General features: G+C 61.8%; 26 protein-coding genes. 18 read left to right on the plus strand and 8 right to left on the minus strand.

Going from position 1 to position 22312, the window contains the following annotated elements:
* The 8 genes from ccoO (at position 1) to C9427_RS34245 (ending at position 6749) form a co-directional block, all read left to right on the plus strand.
* Entirely contained in the window at positions 1-732 is a 732-nt protein-coding gene (ccoO, locus tag C9427_RS28365; RefSeq protein ID WP_107652342.1) for a cytochrome-c oxidase, cbb3-type subunit II, read from the plus strand.
* A gap of 11 nt (positions 733-743) precedes the next feature.
* Entirely contained in the window at positions 744-893 is a 150-nt protein-coding gene (locus C9427_RS28370) for a cbb3-type cytochrome c oxidase subunit 3 (RefSeq protein ID WP_097571450.1), read from the plus strand.
* Positions 894-895: 2 nt separating this feature from the next.
* Positions 896-1759 carry a cytochrome-c oxidase, cbb3-type subunit III gene (gene ccoP / locus C9427_RS28375; RefSeq protein ID WP_107652343.1) on the plus strand — a complete coding sequence of 288 codons (864 nt, stop codon included), beginning with the start codon at positions 896-898 and terminating at the stop codon, positions 1757-1759.
* Between the two features lie 210 nt (positions 1760-1969).
* Complete coding sequence (gene ccoG / locus C9427_RS28380; protein WP_107652344.1) at positions 1970-3535, plus strand: cytochrome c oxidase accessory protein CcoG; 1566 nt, start codon at positions 1970-1972, stop codon at positions 3533-3535.
* Entirely contained in the window at positions 3532-4029 is a 498-nt protein-coding gene (locus C9427_RS28385) for a FixH family protein (protein ID WP_107652345.1), read from the plus strand. The genes ccoG and C9427_RS28385 overlap by 4 nt, the downstream gene beginning before the upstream one ends.
* On the plus strand, positions 4026-6317 hold the full coding sequence (locus C9427_RS28390; RefSeq protein WP_107652346.1) for a cation-translocating P-type ATPase: 2292 nt from the start codon (positions 4026-4028) through the stop codon (positions 6315-6317). Before C9427_RS28385 ends, C9427_RS28390 begins: the two co-directional genes overlap by 4 nt.
* Positions 6314-6472 (plus strand): cbb3-type cytochrome oxidase assembly protein CcoS, encoded by a 159-nt coding sequence (gene ccoS, locus C9427_RS28395; protein WP_107652347.1) that lies wholly within the window; start codon positions 6314-6316, stop codon positions 6470-6472. The genes C9427_RS28390 and ccoS overlap by 4 nt, the downstream gene beginning before the upstream one ends.
* A 118-nt stretch (positions 6473-6590) precedes the next feature.
* Positions 6591-6749 (plus strand): hypothetical protein, encoded by a 159-nt coding sequence (locus C9427_RS34245; protein ID WP_167434517.1) that lies wholly within the window; start codon positions 6591-6593, stop codon positions 6747-6749.
* Between the two features lie 3 nt (positions 6750-6752).
* Here the strand turns inward: C9427_RS34245 and C9427_RS28400 are convergent, their stop codons facing one another.
* A complete protein-coding gene (locus tag C9427_RS28400) occupies positions 6753-6968 on the minus strand; it encodes a hypothetical protein (protein ID WP_107652348.1) in 216 nt (71 codons plus the stop codon).
* A 127-nt stretch (positions 6969-7095) separates the two neighbouring features.
* Here C9427_RS28400 and C9427_RS28405 point away from each other — a divergent pair, with 127 nt between their 5' ends.
* The 3 genes from C9427_RS28405 to C9427_RS28415 all read left to right on the plus strand — a co-directional run bounded on the left by C9427_RS28405 (position 7096) and on the right by C9427_RS28415 (position 9504).
* Positions 7096-7500, plus strand: coding sequence for a globin domain-containing protein (locus C9427_RS28405; protein ID WP_208636433.1), 405 nt, complete (start codon positions 7096-7098; stop codon positions 7498-7500).
* On the plus strand, positions 7497-8678 hold the full coding sequence (gene ubiM / locus C9427_RS28410; protein ID WP_107652350.1) for a 5-demethoxyubiquinol-8 5-hydroxylase UbiM: 1182 nt from the start codon (positions 7497-7499) through the stop codon (positions 8676-8678). The genes C9427_RS28405 and ubiM overlap by 4 nt, the downstream gene beginning before the upstream one ends.
* 127 nt (positions 8679-8805) lie before the next feature.
* Positions 8806-9504, plus strand: a complete 699-nt coding sequence (locus C9427_RS28415) for a CBS domain-containing protein (protein WP_107652351.1) — start codon at positions 8806-8808, stop codon at positions 9502-9504.
* A 167-nt stretch (positions 9505-9671) separates the two neighbouring features.
* Here the strand turns inward: C9427_RS28415 and C9427_RS28420 are convergent, their stop codons facing one another.
* The 5 genes from C9427_RS28420 to C9427_RS28440 form a co-directional block, all read right to left on the minus strand.
* Positions 9672-9941 carry a DUF6455 family protein gene (locus C9427_RS28420; protein WP_107652444.1) on the minus strand — a complete coding sequence of 90 codons (270 nt, stop codon included), beginning with the start codon at positions 9939-9941 and terminating at the stop codon, positions 9672-9674.
* Between the two features lie 114 nt (positions 9942-10055).
* A complete protein-coding gene (locus tag C9427_RS28425) occupies positions 10056-10316 on the minus strand; it encodes a hypothetical protein (RefSeq protein WP_342587266.1) in 261 nt (86 codons plus the stop codon).
* A gap of 60 nt (positions 10317-10376) precedes the next feature.
* Positions 10377-11132: an SDR family NAD(P)-dependent oxidoreductase gene (locus C9427_RS28430; RefSeq protein WP_107652352.1), complete on the minus strand. Its 756-nt coding sequence runs from the start codon at positions 11130-11132 to the stop codon at positions 10377-10379.
* Positions 11133-11322: 190 nt separating this feature from the next.
* Positions 11323-11679 (minus strand): c-type cytochrome, encoded by a 357-nt coding sequence (locus C9427_RS28435; protein ID WP_245437198.1) that lies wholly within the window; start codon positions 11677-11679, stop codon positions 11323-11325.
* 30 nt (positions 11680-11709) lie between these two features.
* Positions 11710-12093 (minus strand): phasin family protein, encoded by a 384-nt coding sequence (locus C9427_RS28440; RefSeq protein ID WP_107652354.1) that lies wholly within the window; start codon positions 12091-12093, stop codon positions 11710-11712.
* Positions 12094-12392: 299 nt separating this feature from the next.
* Between C9427_RS28440 and C9427_RS28445 the strand changes: the two genes are divergently transcribed.
* Positions 12393-12839 (plus strand): pyridoxamine 5'-phosphate oxidase family protein, encoded by a 447-nt coding sequence (locus C9427_RS28445; protein ID WP_107652355.1) that lies wholly within the window; start codon positions 12393-12395, stop codon positions 12837-12839.
* An 80-nt stretch (positions 12840-12919) separates the two neighbouring features.
* Here C9427_RS28445 and C9427_RS28450 read toward each other — a convergent pair whose 3' ends face one another.
* Positions 12920-13756 (minus strand): universal stress protein, encoded by an 837-nt coding sequence (locus tag C9427_RS28450; protein ID WP_107652446.1) that lies wholly within the window; start codon positions 13754-13756, stop codon positions 12920-12922.
* A gap of 176 nt (positions 13757-13932) precedes the next feature.
* Here C9427_RS28450 and C9427_RS28455 point away from each other — a divergent pair, with 176 nt between their 5' ends.
* Positions 13933-14331: a c-type cytochrome gene (locus C9427_RS28455; RefSeq protein WP_097571439.1), complete on the plus strand. Its 399-nt coding sequence runs from the start codon at positions 13933-13935 to the stop codon at positions 14329-14331.
* A 45-nt stretch (positions 14332-14376) separates the two neighbouring features.
* Positions 14377-15930 carry a bifunctional aminoglycoside phosphotransferase/ATP-binding protein gene (locus C9427_RS28460; protein WP_107652356.1) on the plus strand — a complete coding sequence of 518 codons (1554 nt, stop codon included), beginning with the start codon at positions 14377-14379 and terminating at the stop codon, positions 15928-15930.
* Positions 15931-15953: 23 nt separating this feature from the next.
* On the opposite strand, the gene C9427_RS28465 is transcribed toward C9427_RS28460, so the two are convergent.
* Positions 15954-18635: a bifunctional acetate--CoA ligase family protein/GNAT family N-acetyltransferase gene (locus C9427_RS28465; RefSeq protein WP_107652357.1), complete on the minus strand. Its 2682-nt coding sequence runs from the start codon at positions 18633-18635 to the stop codon at positions 15954-15956.
* 162 nt (positions 18636-18797) lie between these two features.
* Between C9427_RS28465 and C9427_RS28470 the strand changes: the two genes are divergently transcribed.
* From C9427_RS28470 to C9427_RS28485, 4 genes are all read left to right on the plus strand, one after another.
* The gene (locus tag C9427_RS28470; protein ID WP_107652358.1) at positions 18798-19184 is read left to right on the plus strand and encodes a DUF302 domain-containing protein; all 387 of its coding nucleotides are present in this window, start codon (positions 18798-18800) and stop codon (positions 19182-19184) included.
* Positions 19185-19331: 147 nt separating this feature from the next.
* Positions 19332-21185, plus strand: coding sequence for a heavy metal translocating P-type ATPase (locus C9427_RS28475; RefSeq protein ID WP_107652359.1), 1854 nt, complete (start codon positions 19332-19334; stop codon positions 21183-21185).
* 26 nt (positions 21186-21211) lie between these two features.
* Positions 21212-21661, plus strand: coding sequence for a thioredoxin TrxC (gene trxC / locus C9427_RS28480; protein ID WP_107652360.1), 450 nt, complete (start codon positions 21212-21214; stop codon positions 21659-21661).
* A 250-nt stretch (positions 21662-21911) separates the two neighbouring features.
* Positions 21912-22298 (plus strand): hypothetical protein, encoded by a 387-nt coding sequence (locus C9427_RS28485; RefSeq protein ID WP_107652447.1) that lies wholly within the window; start codon positions 21912-21914, stop codon positions 22296-22298.
* Positions 22299-22312 lie beyond the last annotated feature (14 nt).

A 22312-nucleotide genomic window follows, 5' to 3' on the forward strand; every position in this document is an offset into this window, starting at 1 on the left:
ATGGGCTTGATGGACAAACACGCGATCATCGAGAAGAACGCCACGCTTCTTCTCGTTGGCTCCCTCCTGGTGGTGACAGTCGGCGGCATCGTCGAAATCGCACCGCTCTTCTATCTCGACAACACGATCGAAAAGGTCGAAGGCATGCGGCCTTATTCGCCGCTCGAACTCGCCGGACGCAACATCTATGTGCGTGAGGGCTGCTATCTCTGCCACAGCCAGATGATCAGGCCGTTCCGCGACGAGGTCGAGCGCTACGGTCACTACAGCCTGGCGGCCGAGTCGATGTACGATCACCCGTTCCAGTGGGGATCGAAGCGCACGGGGCCGGACCTCGCCAGGGTCGGTGATCGCTACTCGAATGAGTGGCACGTCCAGCATCTTGCAGAGCCGCGCTCGGTGGTGCCGGAATCGATCATGCCGAGCTATGCCTTCCTCAAGGACGCGCCGATCGAGGTGAAGGACTTCTCGACGCACCTTATCGCAAACCGGCGCGTCGGCGTCCCCTACTCCGATGACATGATCGCTCACGCCGGAGATGACCTGGCAGCGCAGGCCAATCCCAATGCCGATACATCCGACCTGGAGGGCCGTTACCCGAAGGCCAAGCTCGGCGACTTCGACGGCAACCCGCAACAGGTCACCGAGATGGACGCCCTGGTCGCTTATCTGCAGATGCTCGGCACGCTGGTCGATTTCAAGACCTACGACGAAGCCGCGGGCTACCGCTGAGGAGAATGACGATGGACTACAATCTGATGAGGGAGTTTGCCGACAGTTGGGCGTTGCTCGCCATGGCGCTTTTCTTCGTCGGCGTAATCGCCTTCGCATTCCGCCCTGGCAGCCGCAAGCAGGCCGACGAGGCCGCCCGGATCCCTCTCAAGGACGACTGATCATGAGCAACGAGCATATAGACGAAGTGTCGGGCGTCCCCACCACCGGCCACGAGTGGGACGGTATCAAAGAACTCAACAACCCACTTCCGCGCTGGTGGGTCTGGACGTTCTACATCACCATTGTCTGGGCGATAGGCTATACCATCGCCTATCCGGCATGGCCGATGCTGAACTCGGCGACCAAGGGCGTGCTCGGCTATTCGAGCCGCAACGATGTCAAGAACGAGCTTGCCGCGGCCGAACTCGCCAAGGCCGAATATGCCGCGGCGGTACAGTCGAAAACCGTCTCGGAGATTGCAGGCGACGACGCGTTGCGCGAATTCGCTGTTGCCGCCGGCAGCGCTGCGTTCAAGGTCAATTGCGTGCAGTGCCACGCCTCCGGTGCCCAGGGATCCAAGGGCTTTCCCAACCTCAATGACGACGACTGGTTGTGGGGCGGCAGCGCCGAGCAGATCCAGCAAACGATCACCCACGGCATCCGCTTCGCATCCGACCCGGATACGCGCCTGGCAGAAATGCCGGCTTTTGGCGAGATCATCACGCCCGACCAGATCGTACAGGCCAGCGCCTATGTCGCCAGCCTGTCAGGCCCGGTTCAAGATGCAAAACTGGTCGAGCCCGGCGCCCAGGTTTTCGCGGAAAACTGCGCGGCCTGCCATGGCGATAATGCAAAAGGCAACAAAGAGCTCGGCGCGCCCGATCTGACCGATGCGATCTGGCTCTACGGATCCGGCGAAACAGCCATCGCCGCGCAGATCCGCGCACCCAGACACGGCGTGATGCCGGCCTGGGTCGAACGTCTCGGCGAAACCAGGGTCAAGGAACTCGCAGTCTACATTCATTCGCTTGGTGGTGGAGAATAGGAGCGGGGGCCTATTCTCGGCCCTCCGCCGTCCAAGCGACGAGGCCCGGCCTGGCCGGGCCTCGACTGCATTCCGGCGTCCGGCGATTGACTTGCATCAACGCGGCGCAGTCCGCCCTGTAGCAAGGCTTGTTCAACGCGGCATTTCGCGCACCGGCCGAAGAACAAGTCCGACTGGGCGCCCCGAAAACCATAAGCCGCGCGACTGGAGATGCTCGTGCTGGACAATACGCAGGTAGAACGGCTTGAAGCCGAGGCGGTCAACTCCGCCAGGATCCGCCAGCCGCTATATGCCCCGCGCAAGAAGGTCTTCCCCAAGCGTGCCTCGGGCAGTTTTCGCCGCTTCAAGTGGCTGGTGATGGCGATCACGCTGGGCATCTACTATCTGACGCCGTGGCTGCGCTGGGATCGAGGTCCGTTTGCTCCCGATCAGGCCGTGCTGATCGATCTTGCCAACCGCCGCTTCTATTTCTTCTTCATCGAGATCTGGCCGCAGGAATTCTACTACGTGGCCGGCCTTCTCGTCATGGCCGGCGTCGGCCTTTTCCTGGTCACATCCACGGTTGGCAGAGCCTGGTGCGGCTATACCTGCCCGCAGACCGTATGGGTCGATCTGTTTCTGGTTGTGGAGCGCGCGATCGAGGGAGATCGCAACGCCCGCATGAAGCTCGACGCCGGACCCTGGACCGCGCGCAAGCTCGTGCTGCGCTTATCGAAACACACCATCTGGCTGGTCATAGCGGCTGCCACCGGCGGCGCCTGGATCTTCTATTTCGCCGATGCGCCGACGCTGATCGGCGAGGTCTTCACCGGCACCGCAGCGCCCGTCGCCTACATCACCATCGCGGTGCTGACAGCAACCACCTACACATTCGGCGGGCTGATGCGCGAGCAGGTCTGCACCTATATGTGCCCGTGGCCGCGTATCCAGGCGGCCATGCTCGACGAGAATTCGCTCACAGTGACCTACAATGACTGGCGCGGCGAACCTCGGTCGCGTCACGCCAAGAAGGCCCAGGCCGCGGGGCAGCCGGTCGGAGACTGCGTCGATTGCAATGCCTGCGTCGCGGTCTGCCCGATGGGGATCGACATTCGCGATGGCCAGCAGCTCGAATGTATCACTTGCGCGCTGTGCATCGATGCCTGCGACGGCGTCATGGACAAGCTCGGCAAGGAGCGTGGGCTGATCTCCTACGCGACGCTGTCCGACTACAACGTCAACATGGCGGTGGCCACCGCAGGCGGCTCCTGCTCGGTGAACCCGTCGCTCGTCCGGACCGACGGCGGTGCTTTCTCCGACAAACTGGCCCATTTCCATATCCGCAAGATATTTCGGCCGCGCACCTTCATCTATATGGGCGCATGGTCGGCGATCGGACTCGCGCTGGTCTATTCGCTGCTGACTCGCGACCGGCTCGAGGTCAACGTCCTGCACGATCGCAACCCGCAATTCGTCACGTTGTCGGACGGTTCGATCCGCAACGGCTACACCGTCAAGCTGCTCAACATGATCCCCGAGCCTAGGACGATCATCGTCACGATGCAGGGATTGCAGGGAGCTGAAATGAACGTCGTTGGCGTCGACCTTCCGGCTGATCGGTCCTTCGCCATTGCGGTCGAACCCGACCGGCTGAAGACGCTGAAGGTTTTCGTGCGCCAGCCGGCGGACCAGGTCGGAAGCGCAACGCAAACGTTCAAATTCCGCGTCGAGGACAAGGCGAGTTTCGAAACGGACGAATACACGGCCACCTTCAATGCCCCGGAGATCGCCAGATGAGCGCCAGTACGCAAAAACCCCGCGAATTCACCGGCAGGCACATGTTGGTCATCATCCTCACCTTTTTCGGTGTGGTCATCGCGGTCAATCTGACGATGGCGACACTCGCCAGCACGAGCTGGACCGGCCTTGTCGTCGAGAACACCTATGTGGCCAGCCAGCAATTCAACCGAAAGGCCGAGGAAGGGCGCGCCCAGGCGGCGCTCGGCTGGACCGGCAAACTCACGATCGCATGGGGCGAGGTCCGCTACGGCCTCAGCGATGCGGCAGGCAAGCCCGTTCCGCTGCATGGCGTCAAGGTGCTGTTTCGTCATCCCGCCTACGAGGCCGCGGACAAGGCTGTCCCTCTCGCCCCTGCCTCGGGCCAGGAATTTGCCGCGCAGCACACGCCTAGGGACGGCGTCTGGATCGTCGAAGTCGACGCCGATGCCGGTCTGACACAGCCCTATCGCGATGTCCGTAGAATCATGATTTCTCAGGGAGTGCTGCAATGAGCTGTTGTGCACCGGACGCTGAAATGGCGTTGGCTTTGAACAGGAGCGAAGCTGCCCTCCCCTCAAGCCAGGAAATAAGGTTGGCGAGTCGCGCCCTTGGCGGCGACCTGCGCCAGACCGATCTCTCGGTGCCGGCTGTGCATTGCGCTGCCTGCATCCAGACAATCGAGACGGCGCTCGGAAAGCTCGGCCGTGTCGAAGGCGCTCGCGTCAACCTGTCGACGAAACGGGTGTCGATCCGGTGGCGCGGTGACGAGGTTCCGCCATTGGTTGCCACATTAGGGCGGCTGGGCTACGACGCGCACCTCTTCGACCCCGAGGCTGACGGCAAGGACAAGACGCTCTCGGAACTGATCCGGGCCGTCGCCGTCGCCGGCTTTGCCGCGGGCAACATCATGCTGCTTTCGGTCTCGGTCTGGTCCGGCGCTGAAGGCGCGACCCGCGACCTGTTCCATTGGGTCTCGGCACTCATCGCCATCCCCGCGCTCGCCTTCGCCGGTGGCATCTATTTCCGCTCGGCCTGGAATGCGCTGCGCCACGGCCGCATGAACATGGATGTGCCCATCGCGGTCGGCGTCTCGCTCGCCTATGCCATGAGCCTTTATGAGACGATCAACCACGGCGAGCACGCCTATTTCGACGCGTCGGTGTCGCTGCTGTTCTTTCTGTTGATCGGCCGCACTCTGGATCACGTGATGCGGGAGCGCGCACGGACTGCGGTGAACGGCCTGGCGCGGCTGGCGGCGCGTGGCGCCATGGTGCTGCGCGATGACGGCACACGCGACTACCTGCCGGTCGGCGAGATCGAACCAGGCATGCACCTGCTGATCGCGGCCGGCGAAAGGATTCCCGTCGACGGCAGGATCGTGCGGGGAGCGTCGGATCTCGACTGTTCGCTCGTCTCCGGCGAGAGCACGCCCAGAAGCGTAGCGCCAGGCGATATGATGCAGGCTGGCGTGCTCAACCTTACCGGCCCGCTTTCGCTGGAAGTGACGGCGGCCGCAAAAGATTCGTTCCTGGCGGAAATGGTTCGGCTGATGGAAGCCGCCGAAGGCGGTCGCGCGCGCTACCGCCGGATCGCCGATCGCGTTTCCGCGCTTTACGCCCCGGTGGTTCATCTCACCGCCTTCGTGACGTTCCTTGGCTGGATGGCGGCGACCGGTGACTGGCATCGTGCGGTGACGATTGCCATCGCCGTTCTCATCATCACGTGCCCCTGCGCGCTCGGCCTTGCCGTGCCGATTGTGCAGGTGGTCGCGGCGCGCCGCCTCTTCGAAGCAGGCGTGATGGTCAAGGACGGCTCGGCCCTGGAGCGCCTGGCAGCGATAGACACGGCCGTATTCGACAAGACCGGCACGCTGACGCTCGGCCAGCCCCGGCTGGTCAACGCCTCCTCCGTCGATCCGGCGATGCTGGCGATCGCAGCCGACATGGCCGCGCACTCCCGTCACCCGTTCTCGAAGGCCATAGCCGCCTTCGCGGTATTTGCCGGACAGCCGAAGCTGGAGGCCGTGAGCGAGCACCCGGGTCTCGGCATCGAAGCCACGACCGCCGGCAGCACCTGGCGTCTTGGCCGGCGCGGTTGGGCCGGGTGGAAAGCCCGGACCGGTGACGAAGGCAAGTTTGGCGGCCATGGCGGGACGGTGCTCTCGAGGAATGGGATGATCGTCGCATCCTTCACCTTCGAGGACGCGACGCGCTCCGATGCCAAGACGGCGGTTCGTCAACTGAAGGACGCCGGCGTGTCGGTCGAGATGCTGTCCGGTGATATCGCCAATGCCTGCGGCGAGGTTGCCAGGATGCTAGATATCGGGAGCTTCGTTCCGGCGCTGCTCCCCTCCGGCAAGGTCGAGCACATCGAAGCGCTGACCAGGGCGGGGCACAGGGTTCTGATGGTTGGCGACGGGCTCAACGACACGCCCGCGCTGGGCGCGGCGCACGTGTCGTTCGCCCCGGCCACCGCCGCCGATATCGGGCGCAACGCCGCCGATTTCGTCTTCCTGCGTGAAAGCCTCCTTGCGGTGCCCCTCGCCCTCGGCATCTCGCGAAAGGCCGGACAGCTGATACGCCAGAACCTTGCAATCGCGATCATCTACAATGCCGTTGCCGTGCCGATCGCCATTCTCGGCTATGTCACGCCGCTGATCGCGGCGATCGCGATGTCCGCCTCCTCGCTGCTGGTCATTGGAAACGCGCTGCGGCTGCAAGCGCTTGGGCCGCACACTCAAGCAAGAAGCACCGCGCCCGACAGGCGCTCCGGTATCGACGCACTGGCACAATCCTCATGACGACGCTCGCTTACCTCATACCTGTGGCCCTGTTCCTCGGAGCGCTTGGGTTAGTTGGGTTCCTGTGGGCCCTGATGAGCGGTCAATATGAGGATCTCGACGGCGCGGCGGAGCGGATTCTGATCGATCGGGACGACAAGGCGGATCAGCTTTGACACCCTTCGCAGGTTGATGCCGCCTGCCGGCACGCCATTGTCGGGTTTGGTTGATCCAGATCAAGGTTTTCTCCTCGTCGGCGCGGTTTCTTCGACCCGTCTTTCAAGGAGAACGAACGTGTCCATGGACAGCCTGATCGTCACTATCGCAGTCTTGATGGGTTTTGGGTTTTTCATGGTCGTGCTCGGCTACGCCTCCTTCGATGAATCGCGACGTCACCGAACGCCTCGGCGATCGGCCTGGATCGAGACCGACACGAAGAATGACCGTGACTGAAAGTTAGCCGAGTCGAAAACCCGACGGATCGTATACTAGGTGACGGCCGGTGATCAGCGGAACTTCGAGGAAGGGTCCGCTATCGTTGAGCCCCTGCTTCGGGTGCCCGGCGACATAGGGATGTGCTTTCAGCACGGTCTGCCAAATGGTCGGAAAATCCACGCCCTTGCCGCGTGCGGCGTTGCACTCCCTCACAAGTTTGGAAATCACGTCGGCCAAGTGGGGATGCTCCTTTCGATAAAATTCTTGTTTTCCGACGACTCCTACGATCCCTCCCCGATGCATTTGATTCAGATCAAATGTCTCACAAATTCTCCCACGCCGGTGTTTTCACCTCCGCTCAAGAGTGGCCAACAAGATGCAATCAACAGACGCGTCGGATAGCATTTTCATTCGTATCGGCGGCAGTCCGGCGATCCGTGTCCTGGTCGATGAGTTCTACGACCTGATAGAAGCCGATCCGGCATACAGCGGGGTAATGGCGCTTCACGGTTCAGGAACGGCCGACGTGAGAGCCTCGCTAGCCGGCTGGCTATCCGCCTGGTTGGGCGGCCCCAAGGACTGGTTCGAACAGCCGCATCCATGCCTGATGGGACTGCATCTTTCGTTGCCGATTACCGCGGATCTCTCCGCCCAGTGGCTTCAGGCGATGCGGCGAGCATTGGAACGCGGCGCAATCGAACCTTGGCTTGCAGCCCAGATCCACCAGCATCTCGCCAAAATAGCCGACGCGATGGCGACGCGCCGATGACCGGTTTTGACGACAGGTTCGACATCGTCATCGTCGGCGCCGGGCCGGTCGGACTTTCCTTCGCCGCATCGCTTGCCCGGAGCAAACTCAAGGTGGCGGTGATTGAACAGCAGCCACTGGAAAAGCTGGCTGAACCAGCCTTCGACGGTCGCGAGATCGCGCTGACCCACGCCTCGATCCGAATCCTTCGCGAGCTCGGCGCCTGGGACGCCATCCCCGCCTCGGACAAATCACCGCTTCAGGGTGCGCGCGTGTTGAATGGATCGAACGCTTTCGCTCTGTGTTTCGATCCTCCCAAGGGATCGAAAGGGCCGCTCGGAGTCCTGGTTCCCAATTGCCGGATCCGCGATGCCCTGTTCAGGGTCGTTCGCTCGCAGGATCATGCCCGCCTGCTGTGCGGCCATTCGGTCGTCACCGCTAAAACCGGCCCCAATGGAGCAGTCATGATGCTCTCCGATGGCAGGCAGTTGACCACCCGGCTTCTCGTTGCGGCGGATTCGCGTCTGTCTGCCATGCGCGACCGGCTCGGTATCGGCGCCGAGATCAACCGGCTTGGCGACTCGATGCTGATCTGCCGGGTGAGACACGAGCGTCCGCATCACCAGATCGCGATCGAATGGTTCGATCACCATCAGACGATTGCGATATTGCCGCTCGCGGAAGGCGTGTCGTCGGTGCTTGTCACTTTGCGCTCGATTGAAGCTGACAGGCTGCTCACCCTCGACGACGACTTGTTTTTGGCGGAATTGACGAACCGGTGTCGAGGGCGTCTCGGAAAGATGACCTTGGCAAGCAGCCGCCATATCTATCCGCTGGTCACGACGTGGGCGCACAAATTCTGGGCTCCAAGTGCCGCACTCATTGGCGACGCCGCCGTTGGAATGCACCCGGTAACGGCACATGGCTTCAACATAGGCCTCAGCGGTCAGAGCCAGCTCGCAGACAAAATTATGGCAGCATGGCGCGACGGTCGCGACATTGCCGATCCGGCTATTCTCCAAAAATACGAGAGCCGGCTACGCCTGACGGCGGCGCCGCTCTATCATGCCACGAACATGCTCGTGAAACTCTACACGGACGAGCACCCGGTGGCACGGCTAGCCAGACATGTGGGGCTTCGCCTCGGCCAGAGTCTTCCCTTTGTCCGCCAAGGCATTTCAGCTGTCCTGAGGCGATGAAACCGCAGTCACGATGGCGCCAACGGCCTGGAGGCATCTACCTCGGCATGATCCGAAATGATTCAGATCAAGGCACATCGCGCGCAAGGCCTCCATAAACGACCGGAAGATGTCCGAGGAGGCAGTCATGCAAGCCGAAGCCATAATGACCGCACCGGTCATTGGAATAGAGCCGTCTGCGTCGATTTCCGACGCGGCGGGGTTGATGCTGTCGAGAAGGATCAGCGGTCTGCCCGTCATTCGCAGTGACGGCACGTTGGCTGGCATTGTCAGCGAGGGCGACTTCCTGCGCCGGGGAGAACTGGGCACTGAGCGCAAGCGATCTCGCTGGCTGGAGTTTCTTGTCAGCCCCGGAAGAGCCGCTGATGAATATGTTCGGGCCAACGGACGCCGTGTCGAGGAGGTGATGACGGCGGATGTCGTCACGGTGCAGCCTGGCGCACCGCTGACCGAGATCGCAGAACTCATGACGCGCCATCATGTCAAACGCATTCCGGTCGTCGACGGTGAGAAAGTTGTCGGCATCGTCACCCGCTCCGACCTTCTGCGCGCATTGCTGAGCGTCTTGCCCGGATCGGCCCCCGCAACCGCTGACGACGAACAGATCCGGCAAAACATCCTTGCCGAGCTTGCGATGCGGAAATGGGCCGGCAAAGACATGATCAACGTCGCCGTCGACAAAGGGCTGGTGGAACTGAACGGTGCCGTCTTCGATGAACGCGAGCGCCAGGCGGCGATCGTCGCCGCCGAAAACGTTGCTGGCGTAAGGGCCGTGAAAGACAGTCTCTTCTGCGCCGCGCCGCTGTCGGTCATCCTGGTTTCCTAGCAACCCAAAGACCAGCTCGACCTTGTCGATGCGAACTCCAGAGCCGGATGATTTCAGGTCAAGTCGACCTGAAATCTGAATCCGGCTCTAAATCAAAGAGATAGAGCATAATGTCGTCCGAAAACCGCTTCACACTTTTCGGCATCATGCTCGTATTCGCTCCACGCCTATCGTTGACCAGCGGCGAGCTGCAGCCGCGCGATCAGGTCGCGATTGCGGCAATAGTCCGGTGGGTTGTCGGCTTGCTGGTGTTCGTCGAGCCAGGTCGTGCAATCGTCCTGATGGCCGCAGGAGCGGCAGCGGTCCGATGCACGATTGGTGACGGCCACATGGTCCGCCACGACCTTCAATTGTCTGTCGACGCCGAGCTTCTGCATCATGCGACCCATCAAAACGGTCCTTGCGTCAACTGAAATCAGGTAGTCGAGAAAGGTCATGTCGGTCACTCCCGTTTACCAGCCATCATTGCCATGTTGGCGACCGCCGCATTGATCTCGGTCAACATGCGCCTTGCCCGGGAGCATCAAGGCCTGGAGACTTTCCGTCTTGGATTAACTCGTTTTGCGCTCGTTTGCCTGGATGCTCGCCCGTGACCAGTCGCGCCAATGCGTCGGGCTGATGTCGACTCGGGCGCCGGTTACGGCATTCCTCCAGCCTTTCAGGTCCTTCACACAAGCAAACACAAGCGCATGCTCACCGTCTTCGTCGAAGACGGCCAGTTCGAGGTCGCGACCAGACGGAGCGCTTAGGATTGGCTTCCACATTGGTTCATAATCTTCGCAAACGGCAAGTCGCGCCTTGATTTGCATCATTTTCAATAGCTGCCGGACTGCAGCGTGCGCGCCACCCGCTGGACGCCCGGAAAAGGTAGGTCATTTGGCTGTGTATCCACCGTCCACGAGATGATAGCTGCCGGTGATGAAGCTGGCCTCGGCGGAGAGCAGGAAGCAAGTCAGTGCCGAAACTTCCTCTGGTGTTCCCAGGCGGCCAACTGGATGCAAGGCAGCAAGCTGTCCGATCGCGTCAGCATCCAGGTTCTTCGTCAGCAGGGGCGTATCGATGAAGGCTGGCCCAACCGCGTTAATCCGAACGTTCTGCGCAGCATATTCCATGGCAGCCGTCTTCGTCAGCCCGATGAGGGCGTGCTTGGTTGAGACATAGGCACAGGCATTTTGCCAACCGACCGAACCGAGAATGGACGACATGTTGACGATCGCCCCACCGCCCGATTTCAGCATGGCCGCGATCTCATATTTCAGACCGTAGAAGACGCCGTTGAGATTCACCTCAATGATCCTGTGCCAGTCGTCGAGGGGATAGTTGGCCGTCGTCTCGCTGGGCCCGCCGATGCCGGCATTGTTCACGGCGAGCTGTAGCCCGCCAAAATTCTCGACTGCGAACGCCACCATCTGCTCGACCGAGCGCGGATCGACGACATCGACCTGACAGGCACGCGCATTGCCAAGTGTCGAAGCGATTTTGGTGACCGTTGTTTCTGCAGCCGCCATATCGACGTCGGCGGCGACGACATGCGCTCCGCGAGCCGCCAGCTCGATCGCGATCGCGGCGCCGATTCCTGATCCGGCTCCCGTTACTATCGCGGTCTTGTCTTTGAAATCATTCATCATTTCACTCCGTCAACTGCCGCCATCCTAGGCCGACCGTAAGAACGAGAACTTGATCGCCGTGCCTGCTGCCGGGGGAGATCGAGTTCGCTCCAACCGGCCAGGCGCCATCGCAGCTGAGGGTCATTGAGGTCGGCAAGGAGAAGCTCGGCTTGAGCCCGGGCAGCGTGTCCGTTTACGTTGCTCGTAGCAGTCATGGTTGCTGCAGGCTGCCGATATACGTGATGATTGCCTCGATCTGATCGGGGCTGGCAATCCATTCGGGCATGTCAGGATGCCCGGTCGAAATGCCCTCAGCGAAAGCCTCCTCGAGATCAGCAATCGGATAGCGCTTTGACAAGGTACGAAAGGCAGGGGCGTCAGGATGGCTGCTCTTGTCGGTTTTTCCGATGGCGTGGCAGCGGGCGCAATTGACTTCCACCAACGCCCTTCCGTGTTCCGTCAGGCTATCGGCCGGGGCTGGCGGCACAAAACCAAGCAATATCGCTGCAAGCACGGAAACCCGCAGACGACGACACCTGTGACCACCATTGTCCATACAGGTGTTCATGGTTGCAGGCCTCCGCATTTCCGATCTGATCTACGTGACTGTCTTGGCCGCTACATCCTCGATCGCGGTTCTGGCATCCTTGCGCACGCGCCTGGCCGTTTCCGAAGCGAGCTTGGAGGTCAGTGCCGCCACCTTGCCGGCTTCGGTGGCGTATTCCGATGCCGCATTCTGCAGGAAGGTGGAGAAAACGTCGAAAGCGTCATTGAACTCGGAGCCGGCGATGAGATCCTCGGCCAGCTTCACATCCTGCTCACAACGATGTTTCAGAAACGCCAGCGTTTCGATGTGATAGCGCATCATCGCCTTGAAAGCGTGCGCCTGAGTGAATGCCGCAGCGAAGACAAGCTTCTGTACATTCTGCGGCGTCGGCGGGAATACCAGGCCGAATTGGAACGGCTCGAGATCGATTTGCATGTAAATCTCCTTGTGAGCGGCGCGAACTGCAGGCTAATGCTACCGCCAATAGCCGTCGCGTTGTTGATCAAGATCAACGGACTCACAATCCTTGCTAGGGATAGGTGTCATCCCGACTTGGATGCAGCGTTTGACAAGCATCAAGGCCCTTGCCCCTTTTTCGTGGCCGGCTCGTTTCGACCCTAAGAGGGTCTGCAACGATGGCTTTCAAGACGATCATGGCAATTCGAAACGCCCCGCCATGAACGTGACAAAGACAACGACACAAAACAGCTACAAAGAGTTAGGAGAACGCACCGATGCTGATCCGCGCACTGTCTGCCCTGGAATGCACCAAATTGCTGACGGCCAACCGGGTGGGCCGCCTGGCATGCGCGAAGAACGGGCAGCCCTACGTCGTGCCCCTGTATTACGCTCATTCGGATGCTCATCTTTATGCGTTTTCCATGCCGGGCAAGAAGATCGAATGGATGCGAGCCAATCCGCTGGTATCCGTCCAGGTCGACGAACACAGCCAGGGGCGAGGATGGAGAAGCGTTGTTGTCGATGGCCGATACGAGGAACTGCCTGACCGGATCGGCCACAAGCTTCAGCGGGATCATGCGTGGTCGGTATTGAGCAAGCACGTCGACTGGTGGGAGCCAGGTGCCCTCAAGCCGGCCATCCCTCCCACTCCCGACAGCGCACCGCACGTTTTTTTCCGGATACTCATCGAGCAGCTGTCGGGCCGAGAAGCGAGTGAGTAAGTCTTCCCGCCAATTCCTTGCCGAAAAACAGAACGGGCCGGCGCGGACTGCGCCGGCCCGGCTTTCTTTGGCTTGAGATGCTAACGCGCCATCAGAACCGGCAGCGATGAATTCTCGAGCATTGACTTGGTGACACCGCCGAAAATGCGCTCGCGCAACCGGGAATGACCGTAGGCGCCCATCACCAGCAGGTCGGCGGCAACATCAATAGCGTGTTGGCGAAGCACATCGGCGACTGAGTGGTTTGAGCTCGGCAGCCGCTCGACCGTAATTTTCACGCCATGACGGGCGAGATAGGTCGCGGCGTCTGCTCCGGGTTCCGCACCATGGTGGAATTCGTCCTCGATGGGATCGACCATGATGAGGCGCACCTCTTCGGCGCCTTTCAGCATGTCGAGCGATTCGCGAACGGCGCGCGACGACTCGATGCGGGCGTCCCATGCAACGAGGATGCGCTTCGGCTTCAGCGTCGGCTGTGCGCCGTCGGGAACCAGCAGCAACGGCTTTCCGGATGAAAACAGCGCTCCTTGAATGACCTTGCCCTTCAGCGTATCGCTCGCAAGCAGATCTGGCCCGAGAATAGTCAGATCGGCGTAGCGGGCGCGTCTTCCGACGACTTCGTCCGCCCATGCCACGTCGGGATAGTCGTCGCTCAGATCAGACGATACGGCGCTCTTGGAAAGAAAGTCGGCGACCTCCGAAATTCGTTTCTTGAGCCTTTTCAGCTCGGCCTGACGTTCCTCCAGCCAAGCTGGTGAGACGATGGCCGCATACTCACCGCCCGAAGGCGGTGCGGCCAGTTCGAGAACCAGCACCGACAGATGGGCGTCGACCTGTTCGCAGAGCGAGGCGGCGAGCTTCAGATCGCTCCCGCCTTGGTTCGGCCCGGTAACTGTAAGCAGTGTCTTGAAAGTCACGGCGGCAACTCCTGATTCGGGTGAAGGTTCTATCGTGGCGTTAATCATTAGCGAGGGCGGCGAGGGCATTCATTGCGCTGAATCAACCAGCGTTGCTGCGCGGGCACTTGATCCGCATCAAGGCGCTGGCGAAGCGACGGGAATAGGCTTCAGACAATCAATCGGTGGAGATACAAGTGAGACTTCTGATCGCGGCAGTTCTCGCAACCTCGGCTTTCAATGCGCCAATGGCGCAGGAAATGAGCTATGGCGAAGCGGAATATCTGAATTCTTGCGCAGTCTGCCACGGCCCTGACGGCAAGGGTGACGGCCCCTTGGGCGACGAGCTCGTGAAGCGCCCGGCCGACCTGACGCGCCTCTCCAGAAAGAATGGCGGCGAATTTCCGTATTGGCGCGTCTATGCACTGATCGACGGCCGCATGATGGTGCCGGAGCATGGCGAACGCGATATGCCTGTCTGGGGCCGCCAATTCCTGCCCGATGACGCCAAGAAATACGGCCCAAACGCCGGGGAAATCGTCACCAGGGAACGGATCCACAACCTTGCTGGTTACGTCCAGACACTGCAGCGATAGCAGCGCCGTTCGGGACGCTTCCACACGGCGCAGAGGAGCCATGCGATGATCGTTGAAACCCAGGAAGCCGCGACCGCGCTGCTGCTCGATCCCGCCACATATGGCGAGACCCGACCGGTCGAGGCGATCGAGACCCATATTTCGCGGATCTTTCTGGCTGGCCGACGCGCCTTCAAGATGAAGCGGGCAGTCCAGCTGCCCTACGTCGATTTTTCGACACCGCAGTTGCGGCTCGCGGCGTGCGAAAAGGAGGTGGAACTCAACTCCAAGACCGCACCCGGCCTTTATCTGGGTGTGCGGCGCATTACGCGAGAGGCCGCAGGCAAGCTGGCACTCGATGGATCGGGAGACCTGGTCGATGCGGCGATCGAGATGGTTCGCTTCGACCAATCGAAGCTCCTTGATCGGATGGCAATCGCTGGCGAACTGACGCCGGCTCTGATGACAGAGGTCGCGCGCATGATTGTGCGCTATCATCGCGGCGTCCCTGAGATCCACAATGGCGGTGGAGCCTCCAACCTGGCCGGTGTCCTCGACATCAACGAGGCCGGCTTTGCCACCAGCCATGTTTTCGGAAAAGCGGAGATCAAAACCTTCGCCGAAGCCTTCCGCACCGCCCTCGCCCGGCATTCCGGACTGCTCGACCGCCGCGAGGCCGCCGGCAAGATCCGCCGATGCCACGGTGACTTGCACCTGCGCAACATCTGCCTGTTCGACGGCGAGCCTCGCCTGTTCGACTGCATCGAATTCAACGACCGGATCGCGACCATCGACGTGCTCTACGACCTTGCCTTCCTGTTGATGGACCTCTGGCATCGCGGTTTCCCGGACCTCGCCAATCTCGTGATGAACCGCTATCTCGACGAGGCCGACGACGAGGACGGCTTTGTCCTGCTGCCGTTCTTTATGGCGGTTCGGGCTGCGGTGCGGGCGCATGTCACCGCGACACAGGTCGAAGAAAGCAGCGCCAATTCCGACAAGTTGACTACAGAGGCCAGATCCTATTTCGAGCTTGCCCGAACATTTCTCCAGGAGACCTCGCCGCGGCTCATTGCCATCGGGGGCCTGAGTGGTTCCGGCAAGACGACGGTCGCGGAGGCGCTCGCCGCCCATGTCGGCGCGCCGCCTGGTGCGCGCATCGTCGAAAGCGACCGTGTCCGCAAAGCGATGCATGGGGTGCCGGCCGAAACGAGACTGCCGGACAAGGCCTATCGACCGGAAGTGTCGGAACGCGTCTATCGTCAAATGGCGTGGCAGGCCGGTCTGATCCTTTCCGAGAGCGGGTCAGTAATTGCCGATGCCGTGTTCGACAGGCCAGACGATCGAAGCCGGATCGAAAAGGCTGCAAGTGACACGGGCATCGCATTCCTTGGATTCTGGCTGGAGGCGGATCCGCTTGTTCTTTGGCAACGGGTCAGCGAGCGCAAGGGTGGTCCTTCCGACGCCACCATAGATATCCTGTCGCGGCAGTTGCAGCGAAATGCCACCCAGTCTGGCTGGCGCAAGGTCAACGCCGGTCGGAAGCCCGCCGAAATCGTTGCAGAGTTGAGAAGCTTTTCCGAAGGCGACACTTCCGAAACCCTGCGCTCAGCCTCCTGACAGGTGCGGCAGGGTGATCGACGTCAACGGAGGTCGAGCCTTGCCTCGACAAGGCCGGGTTCGCTCGGATGATGCGCTAGCGAGAAGCCGAACTCGCGACACATGGTCAGCATCTTCGTGTTCTCGCTGAGCACGATGCCTTCGATCCGACCGATCCCATCGGCCTTTGCATAATCTACGATCTGCCTGAGCAATTCCCAGCCGAGACCCTGGCCCTGCAGATCCGTGCGTACGAGCAAAGCGTATTCGGCAACGGCCCGGTCCGGATCGCAGGAAAGCCGGCCAACCCCAGCCAGCGCGCCAGTGCTGGTCTCCAGCGCCACGAAAGCCATGTTGCGGTCGTAGTCGAGCTGGGTGAGCCGCTTCAGCATCTGGTCGGAGAAGCTTTTGCGCGGCGACAGAAAGCGCAGGCGCAGATCGTCCGGAGAAATCCTGGCGAGGAATTCCGGGTAGAGCGCGATGTCGGCCGGCCTGATCGGCCGTATTTGATAGTGCGCGCCGCCCGCAGCAAAGTCCCTAGTCCAGCCCGAGGGGTAAGGCCTGATGGCAAGCGCCGGGTTCGGCCCCGGCTCTTCCACGCGTTCCGGCTCGATCTCGATGCGGGCATCGAGCGCGATCACGCCGGCGGCGTCGGCAAGCAGCGGATTGATGTCCATGGAGACGAGGCAGGGAAAGTCGACGACCATCTGCGAAAGCCCTTTGAGCGCAGCAGTGATTGCGCTGCGATCGGCCGGTTTGTGGTCGCGGAACCCGGCAAGCAGGCGGCCGATCCGCGTTTGGTCGATCAAGTCGCCGGCAAGAACGTCGTCGAGCGGCGGCAACGCGATCGCCGTATCGTCCATCACTTCGACCGCCACGCCGCCGGCGCCGAACAGCACCACGGGACCGAAGATCGGATCCCTGCTCATGCCGAGGATAAGTTCCTGTGCCTGTTTTCGCGCCACCATCGGCTGAACGGCATAGCCTTCGATGTCGGCTTCCGGTGCGTGCTTGCGCACCCGCGCCTCGATCGAGCTTGCAGCCTCCCCAGCGGCCGCGGCGGTGGCAATGTTGAGTACCACCCCGCCAATGTCCGACTTGTGCGAGATCGCCTTGGATAGCAGCTTGACGACGACGTGCTCGGACGTCTTGAGGAGTACGCCGGCTGCCTTCTCCGCTTCGGCGGGAGATTTTGCGACGATCGTCCCGGGCACCGGAATGCCATAGGCGGAAATCGCCGCCTTGGCTTCGGGCTCGGTCAGCATTCGCCGGCCTTGCTTCGCAACCTGTCTGAAGATGGCAAGTACGGCTTGGCGGTCGCTGATGGTATCCTCGCTACTGCTCGAGGGCGTGCGCATCAGCGCACGCTGGGCTCGCGACCATTCGCTGAGGTAGGAGACCGCGCTTGCGGCATCGGCGGGCGTCTCGAAACTGGCAATGCCGGCCTCCTGGAGGATCCGCCGTCCGGCGCGCGCCGTGTGTTCTCCGAGCCAGCAGGTCAGGACCGGTTTCCTGCCTATCTTCCCCTCGCTGGCGATTTCGACCACCGCGCTTGCCGCGGCAAGCGGCGAGCCGAGCCCCGTCGGGCAATTCATCACCAGCAGGACGTCGGTTCCCGGATCGGCAGCGACGGCCTCAACGGCGGCTCTGTAACGCGCCGGCGGAGCATCGCCGATGATGTCGACCGGATTGGCGTGCGACCAGGTGGGCGGCAGCACGGAATTCAGGCGCATTATTGTCTCCGGTGAAAACTCGGCCAGTTCACCCTTGCAGTCGATGAGTTGATCGACGGCCAGCACGCCCGCCCCGCCGCCATTGGTGACGATGCCGACGCGGGCTCGTTCGAGTGGAGCGAAGCGAGCGGTCGTTTCCGCAGCATCGAATAGCTCAGCGAGATCCTTGACGCGCAGGATGCCGGCGCGCCGCAATGCCGCATCGACCACGCGATCGGCGCCCGACAGCGCGCCGGTATGGGTCGCGGCGGCCTTCGCTGCTTGTTCATGCCGGCCCGACTTGATCGCGATCACCGGCTTGATGCGTGCCGCGGCACGTGCAGCCGAGATGAACTTACGCGGATTGGGAATGGTTTCGAGATACATCACGATGGCGCTTGTGCGGGCATCTCCCGCCAGCATATCGAGACAGTCTCCGACATCGACGTCGGCCATGTCGCCGAGAGAGACGATCTGCGAGAAGCCGACATTGTTCTCCGCCGCCCAGTCGACCAGTGTTGTCGCAATGGCGCCGGATTGCGACAGCAAGGCAATATTGCCTGGCTTGGCCGCCATATGCGCGAACCCGGCATTGAGCTTCACTGGCGGGATCATCAGCCCGAGCGTGTTCGGTCCGATGATGCGGAAAAGGCTAGGCTTGGCGGCGTCGAGCATAGCCTGACGCAGGCCGTTTTCGCGCGTCAGCCCGGCGGTGACGACAACCGCCGCCCGCGTGCCCTTTTCAGCAAGATCGCGCACGATGCCGGGAACCGTCTCGGGTGGAGTTACGATCACACCCAGATCGGGAATACCCGGCAGATCCGCCGCCTTCGCATAGCAGCGCCGACCCGCGACTTCAGGGTATCTCGGATTGACCGGCCAGATCTCGCCCTCGAAGCCGCCATTGACGATGTTGTCGAAGACGATACGGCCGACGGAGCCGTCGCGCACCGATGCCCCGAACACGGCAACCGACTTCGGGGCGAAAGCATGTTCGAGATTCCGGATCGTCACCCTGTGTCTCCGATTCATGACGATAATCGCCAGTCCATCTTGCCCGTTCGTTGCGTTGGATCAAAGCGTTCTCCGGTTATCGCGATTAGCTGTTGCGCCAGGTCTGAGGCGGCCGCTCGCGAAATGGTGACGAGCTGTTGCGACAAAGGATTGGAGAGTTGGATGAGCTACTATTTCAGCAAGACCGTCGCCATGCCGTTTGCAGCGGCAATCAACCACGTGACCAACAAGCTCGCAAGCAAGGGTTTTGGCGTTCTGACCTCGATTGATGTTCAGCAGGTGATGAAGGCCAAGCTTGGCGCAGAGTTCAAGCCCTACGTCATCCTGGGTGCTTGCAATCCGCATTTCGCTTGGCGCGCGTTACAGGCAGACGACAAGGTCGGAACCATGCTGCCCTGCAACGTCATCCTCACCGAGGTCGAGCCCGGAAAGGTGGAAGTCGCGGCAGTGGATCCAGTTGCTTCCATGGGCGCCATCGACAATCGCGAGCTTGCGCAGGTCGCGAACGATGTGCGGCGCCTGCTTGATGAGGTGGTCCGCGAACTCTAGAGCATGATGCCGAAAAGTGTGAAGCGGTTTTCGGACGACATCATGCTCTATCTCTTTGATTTAGAGCCGGATTCAGATTTCAGGTCGACTTGACCTGAAATCATCCGGCTCTAGCGCCACACGGACCATCAAGTTGAGGGACATCGCATGAACGAGTCCACCCTGCGACGCGCATTGCTTGTCATTGCTATCTTGGGCCTCGCCATTGGCGTTGCAGTTTGGCGAACAGGGTTCGGGTCGCTCGAGGCCGGCACGATCTGGACGGCAGCAACCTTGCCCGTTGTAGTGGCTCTCGCCATTTCGATATTGCGCGATTTCTGGATCGGCCGCTTCGGCGTCGACGCCATCGCACTGGTATCGATGTCCGCGGCACTGCTGCTTGGCCAATCGCTGGCCGCAATAGTCGTCGCGATCATGTATGCCGGCGGCACGGTGCTTGAGGATTTCGCCCGCGGGCGCGCGGAACGGAGCCTCAAGGCATTGACCGACCGGTCCCCGCGCGTTGCGCACCGGAAGTCGACACAAGGAACAGAAACCATCCCTGTCGAGGACGTCAACGTCGGCGACCACCTGCTCGTGCGCGCTGGTGAGCTGCTGCCTGTCGACGGGATCTTGCTCGACGCTTCGGCCTCACTCGACGAGTCCGCGGTGACTGGCGAACCTTTGCCGGAACGTCGCAGCGCCGGCGACCTGCTGCGCAGCGGCACCGTCAATGCGGGCGAGGCTTTCAGCATGCGGGCTTCTGCCCTATCCGAACAAAGCACCTACGCGGCGATCGTTCGCATGGTTGCGGCGGCGCAGACGGCGAAAGCCCCCTTTATCCGGATGGCCGACCGTTTCGCCCTGTTCCTGCTCCCTGTCACTTTGCTGGTTTCCGGCATCGCCTGGTACGTCTCCGGCGATCCGATCAGAGCGCTCGCCGTCCTGGTGGTTGCGACACCTTGCCCGCTCATCCTCGCCGCCCCCGTTGCTTTCATTGGCGGCGTGTCACGCGCCGCGCATGGCGGCATCCTGATGAAAGGCTCTGCGGCATTGGAGGCCCTTGCGCAGGCTCGGACCGCGATCTTCGACAAGACCGGCACCTTGACCATCGGCGGCGCCGAGCTGATTGAAATCGACGTGGCGCCCGGCCGCGACCCGGACGAGCTTCTGCGGCTGTTGGCATCGTTGGAACAGGCCTCGCACCATGTGCTCGCCGACTCGATCGCCCGAGCGGCGCGCGCCAGGCACCTGCTGCTCTCGCATCCGTGCGACGTTCGCGAGTACCGTGGGGCCGGCCTGAAGGGGCAGGTCGAGAACGTGTCGATCGCGGCGGGCTCGCGGCATCTCGTGCTCGCCCACAAACCGCTGCCGGCCTGGGCGAGAAGCGGCGAAGACCGCTACCGGGACGAGCCGGTGCTGAGGGTCTTTGTCGCGCTCGGCAAGCGCCTTGCCGGCGTTTTTACATTCGGGGATGCCTTGCAAGCGGACGCACGCGATACGTTGGACGAACTTCGGCAGGCAGGCATCCAGCGCGTCGTCATGCTTACAGGCGACGACAGCGTGGCAGCCAAGCGCATTTCCCGCTTGCTCGACCTCGATGTGATCGTCGCCAATGCCACCCCCGCCGAAAAGGTCGCGGCGGTCGAGGCCGAGAAAGCGCAGGCCCCCACAATGATGGTCGGCGACGGTATCAACGATGCCCCTGCCCTCGCTGCCGCGACGGTCGGTGTTGCCATGGGTGCACGCGGTGCAACGGCCTCTTCGGAGGCGGCCGACGTCATCATACTGGCCGACAGATTGCAGCCGGTCGCCGACGCGGTGCGGATTGCCCAACGCACCCGCGCGATTGCCCTGCAGAGCATCATCGCCGGGCTCGCGCTCTCGGCCTTGGCGATGGTTGCCGCAGCCATGGGGCAGATCACGCCGGTGGCGGGCGCGTTGCTGCAGGAGGGGATCGACGTAGCGGTCATCCTGAACGCGCTGCGTGCCCTTGGCGACGGACGTGTCGGGCGCGCATAGTAGACGACAGCAATCGGTGAATGGCCATGGCACAGCAGGATCTGGTGGTTTGCAGCGAATGTGGCGGCGTCAACCGTCTGCCGCAGGCCCGCAATGCCTTGGAGGCAAAATGCGGGCGATGCGGGATCAAACTGTTTTCGGGACACCCGCAAGACGTCAACGCTGAGATTTTCGATCGTCAGATCACGCGCAGCAGCCTTCCCGTTGTAGTCGACATCTGGGCGCCCTGGTGCGGCCCCTGCAAGATGATGGCGCCGGCGTACGAGGCTGCGGCCAACGAACTGGAGCCACATGTCCGCCTGATCAAGCTCAACTCCGACAAGGAACAGGCCGTTTCGGCAAGGTATGGCATTCGCGGCATCCCAACGATGATCCTCTTCCATGGCGGGCGTGAAATTGCGCGCACCTCCGGCGCAATGACGGCGGGGCAGATCGTCAGATGGGTGCGCGACCGTCTGCCAACTGTCGCCGCCTGAGGATTTCAGTGTCACGAGCGTGACCGCGGATCTTGCCGTTTTCGCGCTTGGCGCGCTTCCGGTCGCCTGTCGCTCGCAGTATTTGCCGGTCCGGTCAGGTTTTGGCTACCGTCGCAACCTTGATCGCCGCCACCATGGGCATCTGCGCCCTCTTATTGCTCGGTCCTGGATAGAGCTCGAGCCTTCTTTGATGCGGATCAAGGGCAAGGTCCCGCCACCGCTCTATGGAACGCCTTCAAAGGAGATCGCAATGACCAGTTTGAAGGACCTCACCCCGAATTTCCGCAATGTCCGGCTGCTGCTCGCTCGCGAGAAGGGCCATCCCGAAGGTGACCGCGAAGAGGGCTATGATGTGCTGGCTCCATTGACCGGCGAAGGCCGGATCGATGCGGAGGAATGGAAGTCGCACAGGGCTTCCTGCCGCGTCCGCCGCTTTCGCACCGGCGAGGAGGATCTGATCGGAAGACTGAGGCGCAAACCCGGCGGACAATGGTATTTCGACTATGCCGAGGGCGACCGCGACGACGAAATCGGTTTCCATCTTGGCGACGAGCGCTTCGTGACAGGAGAATATGTCTCGATCGCGCGGAATGGAGCCATGCACACCTACCACGTGGCGCGGGTCGAACGGCCTTAGCGGCTGGCAGGCAG

The sequence above is a fragment of the Mesorhizobium helmanticense genome (assembly GCF_003034915.1).
GTDB lineage: Bacteria > Pseudomonadota > Alphaproteobacteria > Rhizobiales > Rhizobiaceae > Mesorhizobium > Mesorhizobium helmanticense.

Bases quoted from the DNA above. Each gene is read 5' to 3' on its own strand.
- C9427_RS28430 (WP_107652352.1), bottom strand. From the start codon at position 11,132: ATGATGAATGATTTCAAAGACAAGACCGCGATAGTAACGGGAGCCGGA.
- C9427_RS28470 (WP_107652358.1), top strand. From the start codon at position 18,798: ATGAGCTACTATTTCAGCAAGACCGTCGCCATGCCGTTTGCAGCGGCA.
- ccoG (WP_107652344.1), top strand. From the start codon at position 1,970: ATGCTCGTGCTGGACAATACGCAGGTAGAACGGCTTGAAGCCGAGGCG.
- C9427_RS28390 (WP_107652346.1), top strand. From the start codon at position 4,026: ATGAGCTGTTGTGCACCGGACGCTGAAATGGCGTTGGCTTTGAACAGG.
- C9427_RS28420 (WP_107652444.1), bottom strand. From the start codon at position 9,941: ATGACCTTTCTCGACTACCTGATTTCAGTTGACGCAAGGACCGTTTTG.
- trxC (WP_107652360.1), top strand. From the start codon at position 21,212: ATGGCACAGCAGGATCTGGTGGTTTGCAGCGAATGTGGCGGCGTCAAC.
- C9427_RS28440 (WP_107652354.1), bottom strand. From the start codon at position 12,093: ATGCAAATCGATCTCGAGCCGTTCCAATTCGGCCTGGTATTCCCGCCG.
- ccoP (WP_107652343.1), top strand. From the start codon at position 896: ATGAGCAACGAGCATATAGACGAAGTGTCGGGCGTCCCCACCACCGGC.
- C9427_RS28460 (WP_107652356.1), top strand. From the start codon at position 14,377: ATGATCGTTGAAACCCAGGAAGCCGCGACCGCGCTGCTGCTCGATCCC.
- C9427_RS28370 (WP_097571450.1), top strand. From the start codon at position 744: ATGGACTACAATCTGATGAGGGAGTTTGCCGACAGTTGGGCGTTGCTC.
- ccoO (WP_107652342.1), top strand. From the start codon at position 1: ATGGGCTTGATGGACAAACACGCGATCATCGAGAAGAACGCCACGCTT.
- C9427_RS28425 (WP_342587266.1), bottom strand. From the start codon at position 10,316: ATGATGCAAATCAAGGCGCGACTTGCCGTTTGCGAAGATTATGAACCA.
- ubiM (WP_107652350.1), top strand. From the start codon at position 7,497: ATGACCGGTTTTGACGACAGGTTCGACATCGTCATCGTCGGCGCCGGG.
- C9427_RS28435 (WP_245437198.1), bottom strand. From the start codon at position 11,679: ATGAACACCTGTATGGACAATGGTGGTCACAGGTGTCGTCGTCTGCGG.
- C9427_RS28415 (WP_107652351.1), top strand. From the start codon at position 8,806: ATGCAAGCCGAAGCCATAATGACCGCACCGGTCATTGGAATAGAGCCG.
- C9427_RS28385 (WP_107652345.1), top strand. From the start codon at position 3,532: ATGAGCGCCAGTACGCAAAAACCCCGCGAATTCACCGGCAGGCACATG.
- ccoS (WP_107652347.1), top strand. From the start codon at position 6,314: ATGACGACGCTCGCTTACCTCATACCTGTGGCCCTGTTCCTCGGAGCG.
- C9427_RS28445 (WP_107652355.1), top strand. From the start codon at position 12,393: ATGCTGATCCGCGCACTGTCTGCCCTGGAATGCACCAAATTGCTGACG.
- C9427_RS28485 (WP_107652447.1), top strand. From the start codon at position 21,912: ATGACCAGTTTGAAGGACCTCACCCCGAATTTCCGCAATGTCCGGCTG.
- C9427_RS28475 (WP_107652359.1), top strand. From the start codon at position 19,332: ATGAACGAGTCCACCCTGCGACGCGCATTGCTTGTCATTGCTATCTTG.